The following is an 18,124-nucleotide window of genomic DNA, read 5'->3' on the forward strand; positions in this document are numbered from 1 at the left end:
GGCCCGGGAAGTTACAGGAATGCGTGCTCGAATCTTGGGATACAGCGCCGCATTGGCCACGAGGGCAGACCAGGAAGAGATGTCGAGAAACGGTCTCTGGTCAGCCCTGCAAACGCATTTGCAGGGCGTTGACGGGACCACGCTGGCGATGATGCCGGAAATAATATTGCATTGCGTGATCCTCCTTTCTCGAAAAGGTTGCAAGGTGCAAATAACATTGCCTGCAAAAAGAGGCAAGAGGCCGGGGCGTGTCAGACAGCGCCGGAAGGCAGCTCCAGCCGCCGTGTGATCCCGATATTCTCAAGGAACGTCTCGTCATGGCTGACGACGAGCAGTGCGCCATCGTAAGCCAGCAGTCCGGCCTCGACTGCAGCGATCGAGTCGATGTCGAGATGATTGGTCGGTTCGTCGAGGATCAGCAGCGGCGGCGGTGCAAACCCCAGAACGCAGGCGAGGCCGGCGCGCAGCAACTGCCCGCCGCTCAGCGTCGATACGGTTTGTAGTGCCGCATCAGCCCTGAACATGAAGCGGGCAAGAGCCGCCCGGCAGGTGTTTTCATCAGCCTGCGGATTGATCCGGCGGAAATTGTCGCGGATCGACTCTGACGGATCGAGGATGCTCACCTTCTGGTCGAGCATCGAGAAAGCGGTCATGATTTTGACCATTCCACTCCAGGGTTCGAGATCACCGGTGACAAGCGCCAGCAACGTCGTCTTGCCCGAGCCGTTTCGACCGGTGACGGCAATACGCTCCGGTCCGGTTATGTCGAAGGAGAAATCGCTGATGACAGGATCGTCAGGCTGATAGCCCGATATCACCGCATCCATCTTCAGCACGATCTTGTTCGCTGGCAGCCCGGTCGCCGGCAAAGTTACTGACAGCGGCTGGAGGATCTCGATTTTTTTGCGCGCTGCTGTTGCATCTTCCAGTGCCTGAGCCTGCCGGCGCTCGGCGAGACGGGCATTGTCGCCGCCCGTCGTTTCGCTCCGTTCCTTCATTCCGCCGAGCATGATGCGCGGGATGCCGCCCTTGGCGGCCATCTTTCGTCCCGCACGGTCCCTGTGCGCCTGCCGCTCCACCGTCGCCTGAGCGCTCCTCGCAACCTCGGCCATGCGCTTTTCCGCATCGGCGAGATCGTGCTGCGCGGCGGCGAGCGCCAGTGCCCTGCGCTCGCGATAATGGCTCCAGTTGCCGCCGTAGCGCGTCGCGCCGAGCGATGTCAGCTCCACGATCGCATCCACGCTTTCGAGCAATTCCCTATCATGGCTGATGATGATCGCACCTGCCTGCCAGCTCCCGATCAGCGCAATCACGGCTTCGCGGCCCTCACGATCGAGATTGTTGGTCGGTTCGTCGAGCAGCAGGAAATCCGGTTCCGCAAAGATCAGAGCGGCAAGCCCGGCACGCGTGCGCTGCCCGCCGGAGAGTGCGGCAAGTGGTGTGTCCGGCGGCACGTCGAGCCCGGTCCGATTGAGCGCCAAGGCAATGCGGGCCTCCAGCATCCAGTCCGCGGATGCAAGCTCGTCGGCAGTCGCGTCGCCGGCTTCGGCACGGCGAAGAACGGCAAGTCCCCCGGTTGCGCCGAAGAGATCGGCGACCGTTTCCTCGGGCGCCACCTGAACGCTCTGGTGCAAGATGCCGAGGCTGCCGTTGACGGATATCGTCCCCGAAAGAGGACGAACCTCACCAGATATGAGCTTGAGCAACGTCGTCTTGCCGACGCCGTTGCGACCGACGAGGCCGGTCCGCTCCGCCCCGAAGCTCAGGTCAAGATTGGAAAAAAGCGACCGCCCGTCAGGCGCGGACCACGAAAGATGCGAGAGAGTGATGGATGCAGGCATGGATATGGATTTCCCCGTTGGCAAGGCAAGTTGGCGTTGCGATCGGGTTGAAATCCATTGCGGCACACATCCTGTTGAAATGGTCGATGGCGGGGAATGTAGGGAAGAAAGGCGGAAGGTTCAAGAAGGGGAACGATCTCGCCTTCTTCCAGAAACGGGTGAAAAGCTGCCCCTCACCCTAACCCTCTCCCCGTTTTACGGGGAGAGGGGACATGCCCTGCGAGAGGTTGGTGGGGAACGGAAGGTCTCGGCATGCCCCTTCGCCCCGCTTGCGGGGAGAAGGTGCCGGCAGGCGGATGAGGGGCAGGCGGTACGCGACTAACCTACCGCTTTAAACTCCCCAATATCCCGCGCACCAGCGCCCGGCCGACCTGCGTCGCCACGGTCCGCGCCACGCTCTTCATCGCCGCTTCCACCACCGTCTCGCGCTGGTAGCCGGAAGCCCGGCCGCGTGATTGGCCGCGGCCCTGATTGTCGTCATTGCCGCCGCCGAAGCCCGGCAGGGACCAGCCGGAGGTCGTGCCACCCTGTTGCTGTGGTGCTTCCTGCGCTCGCTTGGCGGCCTCGGCATCCGCTGCCTTCTTCGCCCGCGCCGCCAGCATCTCGAAGGCGGATTCGCGGTCGACATCCTCGTCATAGACGCCGAGAACCGGGCTCCTGTCCATGATCTGCTGGCGCTCGGCATCGGTCACCGGGCCGACGCGGCCGGATGGCGGGCGGATCAGCGTGCGCTCGACGATCGACGGCGCGCCCTTGGCCTCAAGCGTCGAGACCAGCGCCTCTCCGGTGCCGAGATTGGTGATGACGGTGGCGCAATCGAAGGCCGGATTCGCACGGAATGTATCGGCCGCCGTCCTCACCGCCTTCTGTTCGCGCGGCGAATAGGCGCGCAGCGCATGCTGTGCCCGGTTGCCGAGCTGGGCGAGCACCGTTTCCGGCACGTCGAGCGGGTTCTGGGTCACGAAATAGACGCCGACGCCCTTGGAGCGGATCAGCCGCACCACCTGCTCGACGCGCTCGGTCAGCACTTTCGGCGCGTCGTTGAAGAGCAGATGCGCCTCGTCGAAGAAGAAAACGAGCTTCGGCTTTTCGGGATCGCCCACCTCGGGCAGTTCCTCGAAGAGTTCCGAGAGCAGCCAGAGCAGGAAAGTGGCGTAAAGCCGAGGGTTCATCATCAGCTTGTCGGCGGCCAGCACCGAGATCTGGCCGTAGCCATTATTGCTTGTGCGCATGATGTCGGTGATCTTCAGCGCCGGTTCGCCGAAGAAGTGCTCGGCACCTTGCTGTTCGAGAACCAGCAGCGCCCGCTGGATCGAGCCGACCGAGGCCTTGGAGATCAGCCCGTATTGGTTGGAAAGTTGGCTGGCGTTCTCGCCCATATAGTTTAGCAGCGAGCTGAAATCCTTGAGGTCGAGCAACGGCAGCCCGGCCTGGTCGGCGATCTTGAAGGCGATGTTGATGACGCCTTCCTGCGGTTCGGAGGCATCCATCAGCCGGGCGAGCAGCAGCGGTCCCATCTCGGCGATGGTGGTGCGCACCCGGTGGCCCTTCTCGCCGAACAGATCCCAGAAGATCACTGGAAACTGGTCGAATTCGTAGTCGCTGAAGCCGATCTGCTCGGCGCGCTTGGTGAGGAAATCCTTGGGTTCGCCCTTCGCGGCGATGCCGGAAAGATCGCCCTTGATGTCGGCGGCAAAGACCGGAACGCCTGCCCTGGAGAAGCCTTCGGCCAGTACCTGCAGCGTCACCGTCTTGCCGGTGCCGGTAGCGCCGGTGACGAGGCCGTGGCGGTTGCCGAACTTCAGGTCGAGATATTCCGGCTTGTTGATGCTGTCATCGGGATTGCGGCTCGCGCCGATGAAAATCTTGCCTTCCTCGATCATTCGGAATGCTCCCTTGGGGCTCTGCCGCCATTTATGAGAAGGCTTGCTTCCGCCGCCTTCATCGAACCATCGTTTCCCTGTTATAAGCAGGGAGATGGGTACGGACAACTGTTTGCATTAAAAGCCAAACTGGACAAAGTGCCGCCCGGGGAGGGCCGGCTTGAGTTGCTGTGGAATTTCGAATAACGTTGACGTTAACGTCAAAAATAGGAGGCTGACGATGAATGAAATTGTGACCCAGATCGCCGATCGCGTGGGTATTGCGCCTGATTTGGCCGAAAAGGCGCTCGGCATGATGCTTGGCTTCCTGCAGCGCGAAGCCGCCGATGGCCCGGTTGCCAAGATGATCGAAGCGATCCCCGGCGGCGCCGATCTCGTCGCCCAGTTCAATGGCGCAGGTGCCGGCGGCGGCGGTCTGCTCGGCGGGCTGATGAGCTCGCTCGGCGGCGGTGGCATCATGGCGCTCCGCCAGCAGCTGATGGGCGAAGGCCTCGGCATGGGCGAGATCACCTCGCTCGCCAAGGAGACCATCGCGATCGCCAAGCAATATGCCGGCGAGGAGGTCGTCGACGAGGTCGTAGGCTCTGTTCCGGGCCTCAGCCAGTTCGTTTGAAATAACAGATCATCAGGAGCCTCGCTTCGCGGCGGGCTCATTGTTCTCGCCCCGGAAGCATCGAGGTGAAGAGTAAGCGCTGTCCCTTGGATAGAAGGAGAGCCCATGACCGTCTGGCGCCCGTCGCAGCAGATCAGGGTAAAGGTGATCGGCCTTGCCTGGCGCGAGGATCGGCTGCTGGCTGCGGAAGTGGAGGATGACAGTGGCCGCATTAAGGGTGTTCGCCCGCTCGGCGGCGCAATTGAGTTCGGCGAGAGCCGCGAGAAGGCCCTGCACCGCGAATTCAGGGAGGAACTCGAGACCGCCATCCGTATCGTCGGCCCCTGGCATCTGCTCGAAAACATCTTCGAGCATCATGGCGCGACCGGCCACGAATTCATCTTCGCCGCCGACATTGAACTGGCCGACGCATCGCTCTATGAGCGCGACGAAATCCGCTATTCCGAGCTCGACGAGACGGCGGCGACGGCGCGTTGGTTCGGCCGCGATATGCTGCGTGACGCCGGCATCGACCTTTATCCGACAGGTCTCGAGAACCTGCTGCTGCGCTGGCGCGACTGAGCCTGATATCGCACCACTCCGAGGCCGCGTCGGCCGATCACCAAACTTTGATCGTCAACGCGTCGATCGGCTTCCAAGGTCTGGCCAATCCATCCGGCTGCGTGCGTCGCAAGATGGAAATCGGCATCGACCGACCCTACGTTAGGTGATGCCGGATTTTTTCACTGGTGGCCGGATCGGCTGGAACGGTGCATCCCCGCTCGTTTCATATCGGCCAGATCAGAAGGAATATGGTCATGCGTACGTTGATTGCAGCAGCCTCGATCATTCTCCTCGGCTTTGCCGCTCCTGCCTTCTCCCAGGCCCTCGGCGACATGGATAATAGCGGACGTTTCGGCGGCATGCCGCCCGGCACCGTGCCGGATGCGGAATCGGGCGGAATCAGGATTCCTCTCGATCTCGCTCCCATTGAAAGCGATAATATCACCGTCGTCATCCCGTCCGATCGGACGGCTTGCCCGCGTCCGGGAACACGCCAGTATCGCGCGGCCGAACGCGACGGCACGCTAAGCGACGCCTGCCGCTGACGGGATAGTCCCGGATCAGAAAGCAGGACCGGCTATTTGCCGTTCTTGTGCAGCAAAACGCCGAGTTCATGCCACCGCCGCCCGTCGCGCTCGATGAGCACGTCAGCGCAGCCCGGTCCCATGCTGCCCGGCGCGTAGCTGTCAGGCACGCTTTCATCCCCAGCCCAGATATCGAGGAAGGGCTGCACCGCCGCCCAGCCGGCCTCGATGCCGTCGGCGCGCTGGAACAGCGTCTGGTCGCCGATGAAGAGATCGTAGAGCAGGGATTCATAGCCGGTCGTCTTGCCGATATCGAACTTGTCGGCATAGCGGAAGTCGAGGGAGACCGGCACGGTATCGACCGAAAGCCCCGGCGACTTGATCGAGATTTCCATGCTCAAGCCCTCGTCCGGCTGCACCTGGATCACCAGCCGGTTCGGCGGCAGGCGGCGAGTGACTTCCGTCTCGCGAAATTGCGCGAAGGGCACCGGCTGGAAGGTGATGACGATTTCGGTATCGCGCGCCGTCAGCGCCTTGCCGGTTCTGACATAGAAGGGCACGCCCGCCCAGCGCCACGTGTCGGCGTAGAGCTTCAGCGCCACATAGGTCTCGGTCCTGCTGTCGGGCGAGACGTCCTTGGTGTCGCGATAGGCCGGAAGCTCGGCGCCGTTGAGCGGGCCGGCGCCATAGGCGCCGCGCACGCCATGCGTCTTTGCCTCCTCGGGCGTATAGATGCGCAGCGCCTTCAGCACCTTGCTCTTTTCGTTGCGGATCGCCTCGGCGTCGAAACTGTTCGGCGGTTCCATGGCGATCATCGCCAGCAGCTGGAAGAGGTGGTTCGGCACCATGTCGCGCAGCGCGCCTGTTGCATCGTAGAATTTGCCGCGGCTGCCGACATCGACGATCTCGGCGGCGGTGATCTGCACATGGTCGATATAGCGGCTGTTCCACAAGGATTCGATCATCATATTGGCGAAGCGCGCCGTCATCAGGTTCTGCACCGTCTCCTTGCCGAGGAAATGGTCGAGCCGGTAAACCTGGCTTTCCCCGATCTGGGCGAGGATTTGCGCATTCAGCGCCTGCGCCGAGGCGAGATCGGTGCCGAACGGCTTCTCAATGGCGACGCGGCGGAAGACCCCCTCCTTTTCATCGGTCAGGCCATGGGCGGCGAGCTTCTCGACGATCGTGCCGAAGAAGGATGGCGGCACCGCGAGATAGAAGGCGGCATTGGCATTCGGCCCCAGCCGCTTGCCGATCTCGACGAAAATATCGTCCTTGGTGAAATCGCCTGATGTATAGGAAATGCGCCGGCGCAGGCTTTCCCAGGCTCCGTCCTTCACGGTCGGCTCTTCGCCGCTCAGATGGTTGAGGAATTGGTCGAGCCGCCCGCGCAGGAATTCGTCGTCACCCGGCTCGATGCCTATGCCGAGAATGTGGAGATCGTCGCCGACGAGGCGGCTCCGCGTCAGGTTGATGATCGCCGGCACCAGCAGGCGGCGCGTCAGGTCGCCCGTGGCGCCGAAGATGACGAGGGTGACCGGCGGTGTTGGGGCAGCGTCCATGTGTGTCATCTCCTGAGATTTTCCGGCCGACTATAGTCCGTGCCGGTTTTGCCGCAAGCACCATGCGAGGCGAGGGATAACGAGCATTTGACACCCTCCTGGGCGGCCTCAACCCTTCACCACCACCATGAAAATCCTCGGAAACCTGAGCAGCACCCGCCCGTCCGACATCTTGGGATAGGCTTTTTCCACCTGCTTGAGGTAATCCGCCAGAAACGCCTCGCGATGCTCTTCGCCGGCCTGGGCGAGATAAGGCATCAGCCCGGTTCCCTTCACCCATTCGACGATCGCGGCAGCATCCGCCATCGGGTGATTGTAGATGGTATGCCAGATATCGACGCGCGCGGCTTTGGCGATCAGCCTGGAGTAATAGGCGGATGGCGCAGGCAGCCCCTTGCGGCGCACGCTCTTTCCTTCGAAAGCAGTCCTCCACGGACCGGCATGGGCGGTCTCCTCCATCGCCAGATGCGAGGGTTCGCCTAGATTGTCGGGCATCTGCACGGCAAGTACGCCACCTTCGGACAGCCCGTCCATCAGCCGGTCGAAAATATCGAGATGGTCGGGCAGCCATTGGAAGACGGCATTGGCAAAGAGCAGGTCGGCTGGTTCAGCTGGTCGCCAGCTGCCAAGATCGGCCTCGACGAAATCGGTGCCCGGAAGCCGTTTGCGCGCCGCCGCCAGCATGTTCGTGTCGCTGTCGAGGCCGGAGACGCCTTCGGCCCCATAACGCTCGATGATGAGTTCGGTCGAATTGCCCGGCCCGCAGCCGAGGTCGACGGCGCGGCCGATGCTTTGCAGCGGCACTTGCGCCAGAAGGTCACGTGCCGGTCGTGTGCGTTCATCCTCGAATTTCGCATATTGGCTGGCAGACCAGGCCATGGCGTTCACTCCTGATGTCAGGCCACATCCCATGTGGCGGAGGCCGATCCCGTCGATGTTGCGGCCGTCGAGCTTGACGATCTCGCAGGCGACGTTATCGGAAACGAAAGCACCCCGACCTTCACGCCGCAGACACGAGTATTTTGTCCACGCGCCTCCCGTCGAGATCGACGACTTCGAAGCGCCATCCGTCTCTCGTGAAGCTCTCACCCAGTTCCGGCAGATGTTTCAACTCTTCCAACACCAGGCCGGCCACAGTCTGATATTCGAGATCGTCATCGAGCTTGAGATTCAAGAATTCGGCGAATTCGTCGATCGGCGTCCAGCCGGACACCAGGTACGAACCGTCGTCTCGGCGAGCGATGGCCTGTTCGTCGACAGGTCCCTCCTGCAGAGCCCCCATGATCGCTTCCAAAATGTCGCCCGACGAAACAATCCCCTCGAAATGGCCGTATTCGTCGAAAACCAGCACCATGTGAACCGGCGATTTCCGGATGGCTTCAATCACATTGATCGCCGTTGAAAGGTCTGAAACCACCGGAACGTCCTGCGTCAGAGCCTTGATGTCGGCACTGCCGTGTTCGGACATCGAATCGTAAAAGTCCTTGACCGGAAGGATACCGATCACCTCGTCCGAACTGCCTTTGCGAACGGGCAGCCGCGACCGCTTCGTCCTGTGCAACTGGGTGCGGATTTCATCAAGGCTGTCGTCAATATCAATAATTTCGACGTCTCGTCTGGGTGTCATCAGCGCGCGGGCAGTGCGGTCCGCCAGCCGCATCACACCTGATATCATCGCGGACTCTTCGCTTTCGATAACGCCAGCCGACTGCGCCTCGGCCAGAACGGTCTTGATCTCTTCGTCAGAGACATTGTCTCCACCTTTTCCCGCTTGGCCCAAGAGCTTGAGGACGAGATTTCCGGAAGCGTTCAGAAGCCAGACGAGGGGCAGCGCAATTTTTGAAAGCACCGCCATAGCCGGCGCCACCTTCGCCGCAACCGCTTCGGGTTCTCGCAATGCGATCTGCTTGGGAACAAGTTCGCCGATGATCAACGAAAGATAGGTGATTGCCACGACGACCGAGCCGACGCCAACGGCATCGGCGGCCGTCGACGACAATCCCTGGGCTTCCAGCCATCCGCTCAGGCGGCCCCCGAGTGTCGCCCCCGAAAAAGCGCCGGAGAGAACACCGACCAGCGTGATGCCGATCTGCACCGTGGAGAGAAAGCGACCGGGGTGTTCGGCAAGTTTGATTGCTTGCGCTGCGCCTTTGCTGCCATTGTCGGAGAGAACCTTCAGGCGGGCTGGCCGAGAAGACACAACGGCCAGTTCCGACATGGCGAGCACACCATTCAGGATGGTGAGAAACGCCACAATTCCAATTTCCAGAAACACAGGGACCCTATTCTTTGAGGTTGCAATGCCGCATTCATCAGGCGACGCGGCGAGGCGCGGTCGTCGTCACGAAGGACCGCTCCTCTGAAGTGGAAGTCATATGCCGTCGGTAAGAGGGAGCCGGCCATACGAGGCCTGTCATCGGCAAAGCGGAAAGCGGCCCTCTCAGCGCGAACCGTGATAGACCCGAGGTGAGGCGGGCATCGCCACGCCGTCTACAGCGGTCACCCGCGTCCTCGGCCGGGAGATCCCGGTTCGAACGGGCGGAGCTTCTACTGGATGGGTCGCTGTCAGGCATGGCGTAATTTTGAAGGTGAAACGCTGTCGGCGCAAGAGGCGCCGGGCGAAAATCCTTATAGCGTCTTGATGTGACAGTTTCGACAACGGCAGCAGCACCGCGTTCTGGTTGACGATTTTAGGAGATTTTTCGTGTTTCGCAGCGATGCAGGAACAACCGTGTTGGCGTATTCTGCAAGTGCCTTGGCATACCTCGCCAGTGATCGAGCACCGAACGGGCCTTAAGATTGTCTCTCCACAAATAGGGGTTGCCAACGTTGCTAGCACGTGCCGTAAGATCCTATCGTCCGATAGACAGGTGCCCTGTCGCCAATTCTGCCCGGCAAGCCTCACCAAAATCGAGGAGAAAGTTCATCGCGCCGGAACGGGCAAGATCCCGGATTTCGGAGAGTGAGCGATTGGGCGTCAAATAGGTTTCGACGATCCTTACCATTGCCAGCTCGGCTGCATCCACGACCGGACGGGATGAGATCAGACGCATCTGGGCGACCAGTGCATAAAGCAGCACGAGGTCGGAAACGTCGTCCTTCTGGTGGCTTAGTGCGTCACCGTAAAGCCGCGTGGCTTCAGCGATGAAATCGGAAAACAGCTTTTCGCGTTTGACAGCCTCGGCTTCGCGTTGCTTTTCCTTCACCTGTGATCGATGCGTCATCCAGGTGGAGGCAAACGAGGTCAGGCTGCCAATCGCGATGCCGGCGAGCCCCATCAGAGCAGAGATGTATGCGTCCATGAGATTTCTCCTCTTGGAACGAGCCGGAGTGGGCACCACGCAAATGACAGAGTGGTTGCCCGCGAGCCTCGCGGCCTATTCGGCAAGCGGAGGACCCACCCACACGCCTGATGGTATTGCGGGGATACAATTCGCCAATCCCTCGAGCATGCCTTGCAAGACGCTCTCGGTCAGCTCCTCCATCTTGTCGCTGGGGCCGACGAGGCGATCCGCCAGCAGCAAAGTTAGACCGTGCATTTGGGACCAGAAAACAAGAATCGCCCCATCGAACGTGCGGGTATTCGCCTCAGTATCTGCAATTGGGTGCCCGAGAGCGCCGTCGGAAATCGCGTCGACGATAAGGGCTTTCATGCTGTAGGCCGCAGTTCTTTCGATCAAGGGACGCCCATCGTCCTGACCGAGGTAGCCGCCGAACATCAATCTGTAGAGCGCCGGATTGTTAACGCCGCCGGAGACATATGCGCGTGCCATAGCCGCCAGCCGCTCGCTCGGACTGTCGAGTTCCTTGGTCGCTTCGGCCATCCGCTTCGCCAGTAGTTCGAACCCAACCGCCGAGACGGCTGCCAGCAATTCGCGCTTGTCGGCGAAGTGTTTGTACGGGGCGTTGTGACTGACGCCCGCCCGACGTGCGAGTTCACGAAGCGAAAACTCCGTGCTTTGAGACTCGCTGAGGACGTCGAGTGCGGCCTCTACGATGGCCCTATGCAGATCGCCATGGTGGTACGGGCGCGGGTCTTTCGTGGAAATGTCTTGGGTCATGCCATCCATTTAGATTGTTAAGTTGCTCTCGTCAACATTCTGACGGGGTATGTTGACATTGTCCACTCTAGCACTTAAGTGGGCGATGTCAACATATGCTGCGGCCGATCTGGAACGGCAGTGGGATCAACAACCGAGGTAAACTGCATGACCCCTCAACATCCCGTCAAAAACAAGAGGCACCGCATAGCGGAGCGTCCGCCATTCGAGCGTATCGCGCTGCTGTTGCAAGGCGGAGGGGCGCTCGGTTCATATCAGGCCGGCGTCTATCAAGCATTGGCCGAAGCCGGTCTGCATCCTGACTGGGTCGCCGGCATCTCCATCGGTGCCATCAACAGTGCGCTGATTGCGGGCAATCCGCCAGAAAGACGAGTGGAGGCGCTCAGGAGCTTCTGGGAGACGATAACCGCCCCGGCTCACGGGTTTCCCACTCTGTTTTCGGCGATGCTAGGGGCGATGGGACTCCAGGGTGATTTCGCGCGTGGCCTACTCAATCAGGCACACGCCTTCGCCACCCTTATGGACGGCGCCGCGGGCTTCTTCACGCCCCGTCCAGTGCCACCCTTCTTTTCCGCCGCCGGCAGCATCGAGGCGGAAAGCTTCTACGACGTCGCACCGCTGAAGGCGACGCTGGAACGGCTGGTGGACTTCGACCGCATCAATACAGGCGCCATGCGTTTCAGCGTCGGCGCCGTCAACGTGCGCACCGGCAACTTCGAGTATTTCGACACTACGACCCACACTATCCGCCCCGAACATATCATGGCGAGCGGCTCCCTGCCGCCTGGCTTCCCGGCGACGAGGATCGACGGCGAGTGTTACTGGGACGGCGGCCTCATCTCCAACACGCCGCTGCAATGGGTCCTCGATAACGCGCCGCGTCAGGACACGCTGGCCTTTCAAGTCGATCTTTGGAGCGCGAGTGGCGAGTTCCCGCGTGACCTTCTCGGAATCGAACTGCGGCAGAAGGATATTCGCTTCTCGAGCCGCACACGCGCGGCGACCGACCATTTCAAGACGCAGCAGCGGCTGCGCCGCGCACTCGGCCATCTGGTCGAACTCGTCCCGCAGGACGCGCTGCTGCAAGCCGATCCGGAGATCAAGCTGCTCGTCGATCAGGCCGACGAGAAGGTCTACAACATCGTCCAGCTCATATATCGCGCCAAGAAATACGAAGCGAGCTCCAAGGATTACGAGTTCTCCCGCCTGACGATGGAGGAGCACTGGGCCTCCGGCTACAACGACGCCCTTCAAACATTGCGCCACCCCGAGGTGCTGCAGCGGCCCGGCACGCCGGACGGCGTCGCCATTTTCGACTTCGATTGAGATTTCACCCAAAGAGAAGAGCACGACCATGAAGATCGCCGCAGTCCGCGAAAATGCCTTCGCGATGCCGCTCAACAACCCGGCCTATCCGAGGCCACCCTACAAGTTCTACAACCGCGAATTTGTCGTCATCAACTACCGGACCGATCCGGAGGCCCTGCGCGCCGTCGTTCCGGAGCCGCTGGAAGTGATCGGCGACACCGTCGCCTATGAATTCATCCGCATGCCGGATTCGACCGGCTTCGGGGACTATACGGAAACCGGGCAGGTCATTCCGGTGCGCTTCACGACGCCATCAGGCAAGGTGCAGGAAGGCAGCTACGTGCATGCCATGTACCTTGACGACAACTCTCCGATCGCCGGCGGCCGCGAGATCTGGGGCTTTCCGAAGAAGCTGGCGACGCCGAAGCTGTCGCACGAGCAGGAGACGCTCGTCGGGACGCTGCACTACGGCTCGGTTTTGTGCGTGAGGGCGACCATGGGCTACAAACACCGCGAACTCCCGCTGGAGCCGCTGGCAAAGGCGATGGCGAAGCCCGCCTTCGTGCTGAAGGTCATCCCGCACGTCGACGGTTCGCCCCGGATTTGCGAACTCGTGCGCTACTATCTCGAGGATGTGACGCTGAAGGGCGCATGGGTCGGACCTGCCGCCCTGCAATTGTTCGAACACGCAATGTGCGACGTCGCGCGTCTACCCGTGCGCGAGGTCAAGTCGGCCAGCCATTATATCGCCGACCTGACGCTCGGCCTCGGCGAGGTTGTATTCGACTACCTCCAACACGACGGATCTCCCGCAATTGAAAGGAACTATCCATGTCTCGATTTGATGGAAGAGTAGCTGTTATCACCGGAGCTGCGAGCGGCATCGGCAAGGAAATCGCGCTTCGCTTCGCAGCCGAGGGCGGCATTCCCGTGATCGCCGACCTCAATCTCGACGCCGCGAATGCAACGGCGGCCGAGATCAAAAGCAAGGGCGGCGATGCCTTCGCCGTGGCGATGAACGTCGCCGACGAAGAGCAGGTGGAAAAGGCCGTCGGCGAGGTGATCTCCAGGTTCGGCAAGATCGACGTGCTGGTCAGCAATGCCGGCATCCAAATCGTCAAGCCGCTGGTCGACTTTCCCTTTGCGGACTGGAGAAAGCTGCTTTCGATCCATCTCGACGGTGCCTTTCTGACCACTCGCGCCTGCCTCAAGCACATGTATGCCGCCAATTACGGCCGGGTGATCTACATGGGTTCCGTGCACTCCAAGGAAGCCTCGAAGCTGAAGGGGCCCTATGTCACGGCCAAGCACGGACTGATCGGACTGGCCAAGGTACTGGCAAAGGAAGGGGCCGAGCACAACGTCACGGCCAACGTGGTCTGCCCCGGCTTCGTGCGAACGCCGCTCGTCGACAAACAGATCCCCGAGCAGGCGCGGGAGCTCGGTATCAGCGAGGAGCAGGTGGTCAAGACGGTAATGCTCAAGGACACGGTCGACGGCGAGTTTACCAGCACCGATGACGTGGCCGACGCCGTTCTCTATTTCGCGGCGGCCAGATCCAATGCCGTGACGGGTCAGTCGCTGGTCGTGAGCCACGGCTGGTTCATGCAGTAGGATCCGACTGGGGCAGGCGGACGACACCCTTTGCGGTGCCGTCTGACAGAAACACTCCAGCACCCCGAACCAACTCTACCTCGCGCCGAGCTGCAGCGCGCTCGCGCTATCTCGTTTAGTGTCAAAGGAAATGAACATGGAAGTCTGTAATGGTTTGCACCGGCCCTTCACGAGGGCCCGGCGACCTGCGGCGGGTACGAACCGCTCTGTCGATGGCGCAGGCGCGCATGGAGTGACGACGTTGCTGCGGAATGTCGTTCAGACTGCCGCGTTCGGCGTTCTTGTGGGATTCGCCACGCTGCCGACAGCCCGCGCGGATGAACCGGCACCTCCGTTCAAGCCGGCGATCAGCGACGAGGCCGCGACTGCCATTTCGCAGATGGCAAGGGCGCTGCATGCCAGGGACATGTCGATCACGGCAAGAACGGTCAGCGTCTATCTGGACGAATCCGGACAACCGCTTCACATTTTCCATACGATCAAAATTGCCGCCCGCCGGCCCGATCGGATCGCCGTCGAGTTTATCGGCGATGACGGCAGACACGATCTATTCTACGACGGCAAGAAAGCTTCGGTCTTCTTTCCCGACAGAAAGAAATATATGACGATCCCCGCGTCGGGCGACATACCGTCCGCGCTCGACGAGATCGCAGACAAGCTGGATCTCGATTTTCCGCTCGGCGTCCTTTTTGCAGGCTCTCCGGACGAAGTTCTGCTGGGCGATGCCATGGCAGCCTGGCAGGTGGGCACGGCTACCGTCGACGGGATCGAGTGCCGGCATCTGCTTTTCTCGCAGAAGTCCGGCATCGATGTGGAATTGTGGGTCGAGAAGAATGACGCGGCGACGCCTCATCGCCTGGTCGTCACCTACCCGTTGCTGCAGGGTCAACCAAGCTTCGTTGCCGAATTCACCAGTTGGAAGACCGAGCCTCGTCTATCGGATTCCGAATTCATCTTTGAACCTCCCGCCGATGTGAAAAAGATCGACCCGACACCAGCCGTCGCGTCGGGAACGGAAGGGAGCAAGTGATGAATTATCTTAAGCGCACCTGCCTTGCTTTTCTCGCTTTAACGGCCATCACATCGGACGCAGCCTTCGCTCAGTTTGGGCCGCCTCCCGGCGGTCCGCCACCCCTGCCGTCTGGAGGGCCACCCCATTTCCCGTCGGGAGGGCCGGGCGGGTTCCCACGTCCGCAGATAGGCCGCACGCCGCGTCCGCCGATGGCGAGCCACGGTCGGCCGCCGGTGGGCGCGCAGAACCGCCCACCAGTGAACCCACATACTCGCATGCCAGGTGTCGGCGGCGCAAAAGGGCGATTGGCGGAAGGGCCAGGCCGCAGAGGGAGTAACGTGTCCGGAAGCGTCCGCAACACGCTGAACTCGGGCGGCAACATCAACGGGAACCGCACCTTCATGAATTCCGGGGGCAATATCGTCGCGAAGGACTCGGGCAATCTCACCGTCAACAACTCAGGCGATCTCAAGGTCTCGGGCAACCGCAACGGATACTTTGGCCGTGGATATTATGGTCGTGGAGACCATGGTGTCGGCGACTATGGTCAGGGAGAGTATGGCGGTGGAGACTACGGGCGTGGATACTATCGCCGCGACGCCTATATCCTGGGCGGGTATGCGGCGGGCGTCGTCACTGGTGCGGCCGCCGCCTCCAGCACTGGCGGAAGGACGTATTCTTCCTATGGAGATCAGTCTGGATCCTCTACGGGTTCCTCTGGCGCAACGTCATCGAGTTCGTCCCAAGGCAGCGCGAGCTCTGCTAACGCGGCGTCGCCGGGTTCGTCTCACGGGGATTCTTCGGGTTCTCATGCCAGATCTTCAGGCTTTTCCGGCGGAATATATGCGAGTTCTTCCGATCAAAGCCGCTCCGGCCCGCCCGTTGGCGGCACGGAGGGCGGGACGAACCAGGGCGGCGGCAATGGCAACTCCCAGTCCGTGAATCCGCTGATTGCCGGCCTGTTCGAGAGCCTGCCGCCGGAGGGCACGGCATGGACATCGGAAGATGCGGTCGGTTGGCTTCAGGCGGCGGCCGCCAATCTACGGATCGTCTATAAGATCCAGGGAAACATCTCGGTCACGGGCGAAGTCCCGCCGTCGGATGACAATCGCGTTCCTAGCGGAAATTAGATTCAGCTCAGCATGGAGAAGAGGTCTAGGCCGGAGTCGCACGACATCCGGCCTTTGCCAGCATCGAAAACTGCCCGGCTCCGTCCGCCGAACGGCGCACCTCGCAAATCAGACCATTCGTTTCGAACGGCGCAGAAGTCCGTTCATAACGAGGTCAATGTGCGCCTCCATAAGCGCCTTGCCGTCGATCGGCTTTCGATCGGCAAACATAAGACGCCAGACGGCAACATGAAAAATCGAGCTCGCGAGCACGTCAGGCGTATCGGCCGCCGTATCATGTCTCAACTCTCCCGATTTCACGCCTTCCTCGATCAAAGCAGTGAGCGCTGCAAGCGTCGGTGCGATGAATAGCTCATGACGGCAGTCGACCATTTCGGGAAGACGAGCTCCTTCGGCGACGGACAAGCGCAGGAGTTCTCTCGTCTTTCGGTCGTTGGCCGTGTTTTCATAAGCGATAAGCAGCAGGGCGCGGATCCGCTCGGCGCAGGATCCCCGAAGGCTGCAGATAGCGGTCGACAGGTCTGCTGATGACGTCGACGCGTGGCGAAACATCTCCTGGAAGAGAACGTCCTTGGTTGGGAAATAGAGGTAGACCGTTCCCTTTGTTATCCCCAGTCGGGTTGCGACGTCTTCAACTCGCGTTGCCGCATAACCTTTTGCCGCAAACTCCTCGAACGCGGCCTCCAGTATTTCATGAGGCCGGCGCGCCTTCCGTTCCGCCCGCGATGCTTTTTTAACAACTCGTTCGATCATCCAATTGGAATTGTTCGGATATCCGGCGGCTAACCGCATCTGCTTCATCCATGTCCATGTTGCTTATGTCAACATTTCCCAGCGATGATGTTGACAGCGCCTACTTTAGCCTCTAAGTGGGCGTTGTCAACATCGGGCAACAGCCTGGCAGCAGCAGATTGAAGCTGGCCGACCAACAACGCGGCTCTCTTCGCAAACCGTACCGGAGCAAAAAATGCAGTCCTTTCGATTGCTGGGAATTGGTCTCGCCTGCGCAGTTCTGGCTGCCTGCGAGGAGAAAGCTGAAGTGGCGCCGCCGCCGCAGCAGGTCCGCGTCGTTGCGGCGGCGGCGGCTGAGTATCAACCGGGTGCTGAAATCACCGGCGAGGTCAAGGCGAGGATCCAGACCGAACTCTCCTTCCGCGTCAGCGGCCGGGTTCTGGAGAGAAGGGTCGACGTCGGATCGCATGTTCACGCCGGCGACGTTCTGGCGAGGCTCAACGATACCGAACAACAGGCGGACGTCAGCGTCGCCCGCGCCGCACTGGAGTCGGCGCAAGCCGTCGTTGCGCAGAGGACACTCGCCTTCGACCGGGCGAAGTCGCTCCTGCAGTCGCAGGCTGTTCCGCGGGCGGTCTTTGACGATGCGCAGGAGGAGCTGCTGAGTGCACAGGCTTCCCTCGAGGCCGCCGAGGCCGCGCTCGCGACGGCCGAGGACGCGCTGTCTTATACCCAGCTGAAGGCCGCCGCGGACGGCATCATCACGGCCCGCGGTATCGAAGCCGGGCAGGTGGTGTCAGCAGCGCAGTCGGCCTTCACGCTCGCCCATGACGGGCCACGAGACGCAGTGTTCGACGTCTTCGAGGCGTTCTTTCTGGATGGCCGGCCGCTGAACGACGTCGAGGTCGCACCGGTCTCCGACCCCGCGAGCGACGTCCATGCGGGCATTCGCGAGGTCTCTCCCGTCATAGACGCGAAGGCAGGCACGATCCGAATCAAGGTGGGGCTGCAGGACGGCGCGCCATGGCCGCTCGGAACGCCTGTCGTGGGCAAGCTGCGCGCCGCGCCGCGCGACGGCATCGTGCTGCCCTATACCGCGATCGCATCAGCCGAAGGCGAACCTGCCGTGTGGCTCGTCAACCCTCAAAACCAAACCGTTTCACTCCGGAAGATTGCGGTCGACCGATATCGCCAAAGCGATTTCGTCGTCACCGGCGGCGTCGCCGCACAAGACCTGATCGTCACCGAAGGCGGAAAGTTCCTCAAGGAAGGCCAGGCCGTCGCCTGGGAAGGCAAGTGAG

Annotated in this window: 17 protein-coding genes; 9 read left to right on the top strand and 8 right to left on the bottom strand. The window is 61.3% G+C overall.

The features are described from left to right. Positions 1-251: 251 nt before the first annotated feature. Positions 252-1,841, bottom strand: coding sequence for an ABC-F family ATP-binding cassette domain-containing protein (locus QMO82_RS29130; protein ID WP_183606137.1), 1,590 nt, complete (start codon positions 1,839-1,841; stop codon positions 252-254). Positions 1,842-2,164: 323 nt separating this feature from the next. After that, complete coding sequence (locus QMO82_RS29135; protein WP_183606138.1) at positions 2,165-3,724, bottom strand: helicase HerA-like C-terminal domain-containing protein; 1,560 nt, start codon at positions 3,722-3,724, stop codon at positions 2,165-2,167. A 220-nt stretch (positions 3,725-3,944) separates the two neighbouring features. On the opposite strand from QMO82_RS29135, the gene QMO82_RS29140 reads away from it, so the two are divergent. From QMO82_RS29140 to QMO82_RS29150, 3 genes are all read left to right on the top strand, one after another. Next, positions 3,945-4,337 carry a hypothetical protein gene (locus tag QMO82_RS29140; RefSeq protein ID WP_283196556.1) on the top strand — a complete coding sequence of 131 codons (393 nt, stop codon included), beginning with the start codon at positions 3,945-3,947 and terminating at the stop codon, positions 4,335-4,337. Between the two features lie 105 nt (positions 4,338-4,442). After that, the gene (locus QMO82_RS29145; protein ID WP_183606140.1) at positions 4,443-4,898 is read left to right on the top strand and encodes an NUDIX hydrolase; all 456 of its coding nucleotides are present in this window, start codon (positions 4,443-4,445) and stop codon (positions 4,896-4,898) included. 236 nt (positions 4,899-5,134) lie between these two features. Beyond that, entirely contained in the window at positions 5,135-5,425 is a 291-nt protein-coding gene (locus QMO82_RS29150; RefSeq protein ID WP_183606141.1) for a hypothetical protein, read from the top strand. Between the two features lie 32 nt (positions 5,426-5,457). Here the strand turns inward: QMO82_RS29150 and zwf are convergent, their stop codons facing one another. The 5 genes from zwf to QMO82_RS29175 all read right to left on the bottom strand — a co-directional run bounded on the left by zwf (position 5,458) and on the right by QMO82_RS29175 (position 11,027). Beyond that, entirely contained in the window at positions 5,458-6,966 is a 1,509-nt protein-coding gene (gene zwf, locus QMO82_RS29155; RefSeq protein WP_183606142.1) for a glucose-6-phosphate dehydrogenase, read from the bottom strand. A 108-nt stretch (positions 6,967-7,074) separates the two neighbouring features. Further along, positions 7,075-7,845 carry a trans-aconitate 2-methyltransferase gene (gene tam, locus QMO82_RS29160; RefSeq protein WP_183606143.1) on the bottom strand — a complete coding sequence of 257 codons (771 nt, stop codon included), beginning with the start codon at positions 7,843-7,845 and terminating at the stop codon, positions 7,075-7,077. 121 nt (positions 7,846-7,966) lie between these two features. Beyond that, on the bottom strand, positions 7,967-9,241 hold the full coding sequence (locus QMO82_RS29165; RefSeq protein WP_183606144.1) for a hemolysin family protein: 1,275 nt from the start codon (positions 9,239-9,241) through the stop codon (positions 7,967-7,969). A 577-nt stretch (positions 9,242-9,818) separates the two neighbouring features. Next, positions 9,819-10,268 (bottom strand): hypothetical protein, encoded by a 450-nt coding sequence (locus QMO82_RS29170; protein ID WP_183606145.1) that lies wholly within the window; start codon positions 10,266-10,268, stop codon positions 9,819-9,821. Between the two features lie 75 nt (positions 10,269-10,343). Next, positions 10,344-11,027 carry a TetR/AcrR family transcriptional regulator gene (locus QMO82_RS29175; RefSeq protein ID WP_183606146.1) on the bottom strand — a complete coding sequence of 228 codons (684 nt, stop codon included), beginning with the start codon at positions 11,025-11,027 and terminating at the stop codon, positions 10,344-10,346. A gap of 147 nt (positions 11,028-11,174) precedes the next feature. Here QMO82_RS29175 and QMO82_RS29180 point away from each other — a divergent pair, with 147 nt between their 5' ends. The 5 genes from QMO82_RS29180 to QMO82_RS29200 all read left to right on the top strand — a co-directional run bounded on the left by QMO82_RS29180 (position 11,175) and on the right by QMO82_RS29200 (position 16,091). Then, positions 11,175-12,353 (top strand): patatin-like phospholipase family protein, encoded by a 1,179-nt coding sequence (locus QMO82_RS29180; RefSeq protein WP_183606147.1) that lies wholly within the window; start codon positions 11,175-11,177, stop codon positions 12,351-12,353. A gap of 28 nt (positions 12,354-12,381) precedes the next feature. Then, complete coding sequence (locus QMO82_RS29185) at positions 12,382-13,191, top strand: acetoacetate decarboxylase (RefSeq protein WP_183606148.1); 810 nt, start codon at positions 12,382-12,384, stop codon at positions 13,189-13,191. Next, positions 13,167-13,949, top strand: a complete 783-nt coding sequence (locus tag QMO82_RS29190; RefSeq protein ID WP_183606149.1) for a 3-hydroxybutyrate dehydrogenase — start codon at positions 13,167-13,169, stop codon at positions 13,947-13,949. The genes QMO82_RS29185 and QMO82_RS29190 overlap by 25 nt, the downstream gene beginning before the upstream one ends. Before the next feature lie 130 nt (positions 13,950-14,079). Continuing rightward, complete coding sequence (locus QMO82_RS29195; protein WP_246718202.1) at positions 14,080-14,979, top strand: DUF2092 domain-containing protein; 900 nt, start codon at positions 14,080-14,082, stop codon at positions 14,977-14,979. Between the two features lie 320 nt (positions 14,980-15,299). After that, positions 15,300-16,091, top strand: coding sequence for a hypothetical protein (locus QMO82_RS29200; protein WP_277543978.1), 792 nt, complete (start codon positions 15,300-15,302; stop codon positions 16,089-16,091). Positions 16,092-16,199: 108 nt separating this feature from the next. Here QMO82_RS29200 and QMO82_RS29205 read toward each other — a convergent pair whose 3' ends face one another. Beyond that, a complete protein-coding gene (locus tag QMO82_RS29205) occupies positions 16,200-16,892 on the bottom strand; it encodes a TetR/AcrR family transcriptional regulator (protein ID WP_246788323.1) in 693 nt (230 codons plus the stop codon). Between the two features lie 166 nt (positions 16,893-17,058). Here QMO82_RS29205 and QMO82_RS29210 point away from each other — a divergent pair, with 166 nt between their 5' ends. Further along, positions 17,059-18,123, top strand: a complete 1,065-nt coding sequence (locus QMO82_RS29210; protein ID WP_183606150.1) for an efflux RND transporter periplasmic adaptor subunit — start codon at positions 17,059-17,061, stop codon at positions 18,121-18,123. Position 18,124 lies beyond the last annotated feature (1 nt).

Origin of the sequence: Rhizobium sp. BT04 (assembly GCF_030053135.1) — a bacterium.
Taxonomy (GTDB): domain Bacteria; phylum Pseudomonadota; class Alphaproteobacteria; order Rhizobiales; family Rhizobiaceae; genus Rhizobium; species Rhizobium binxianense.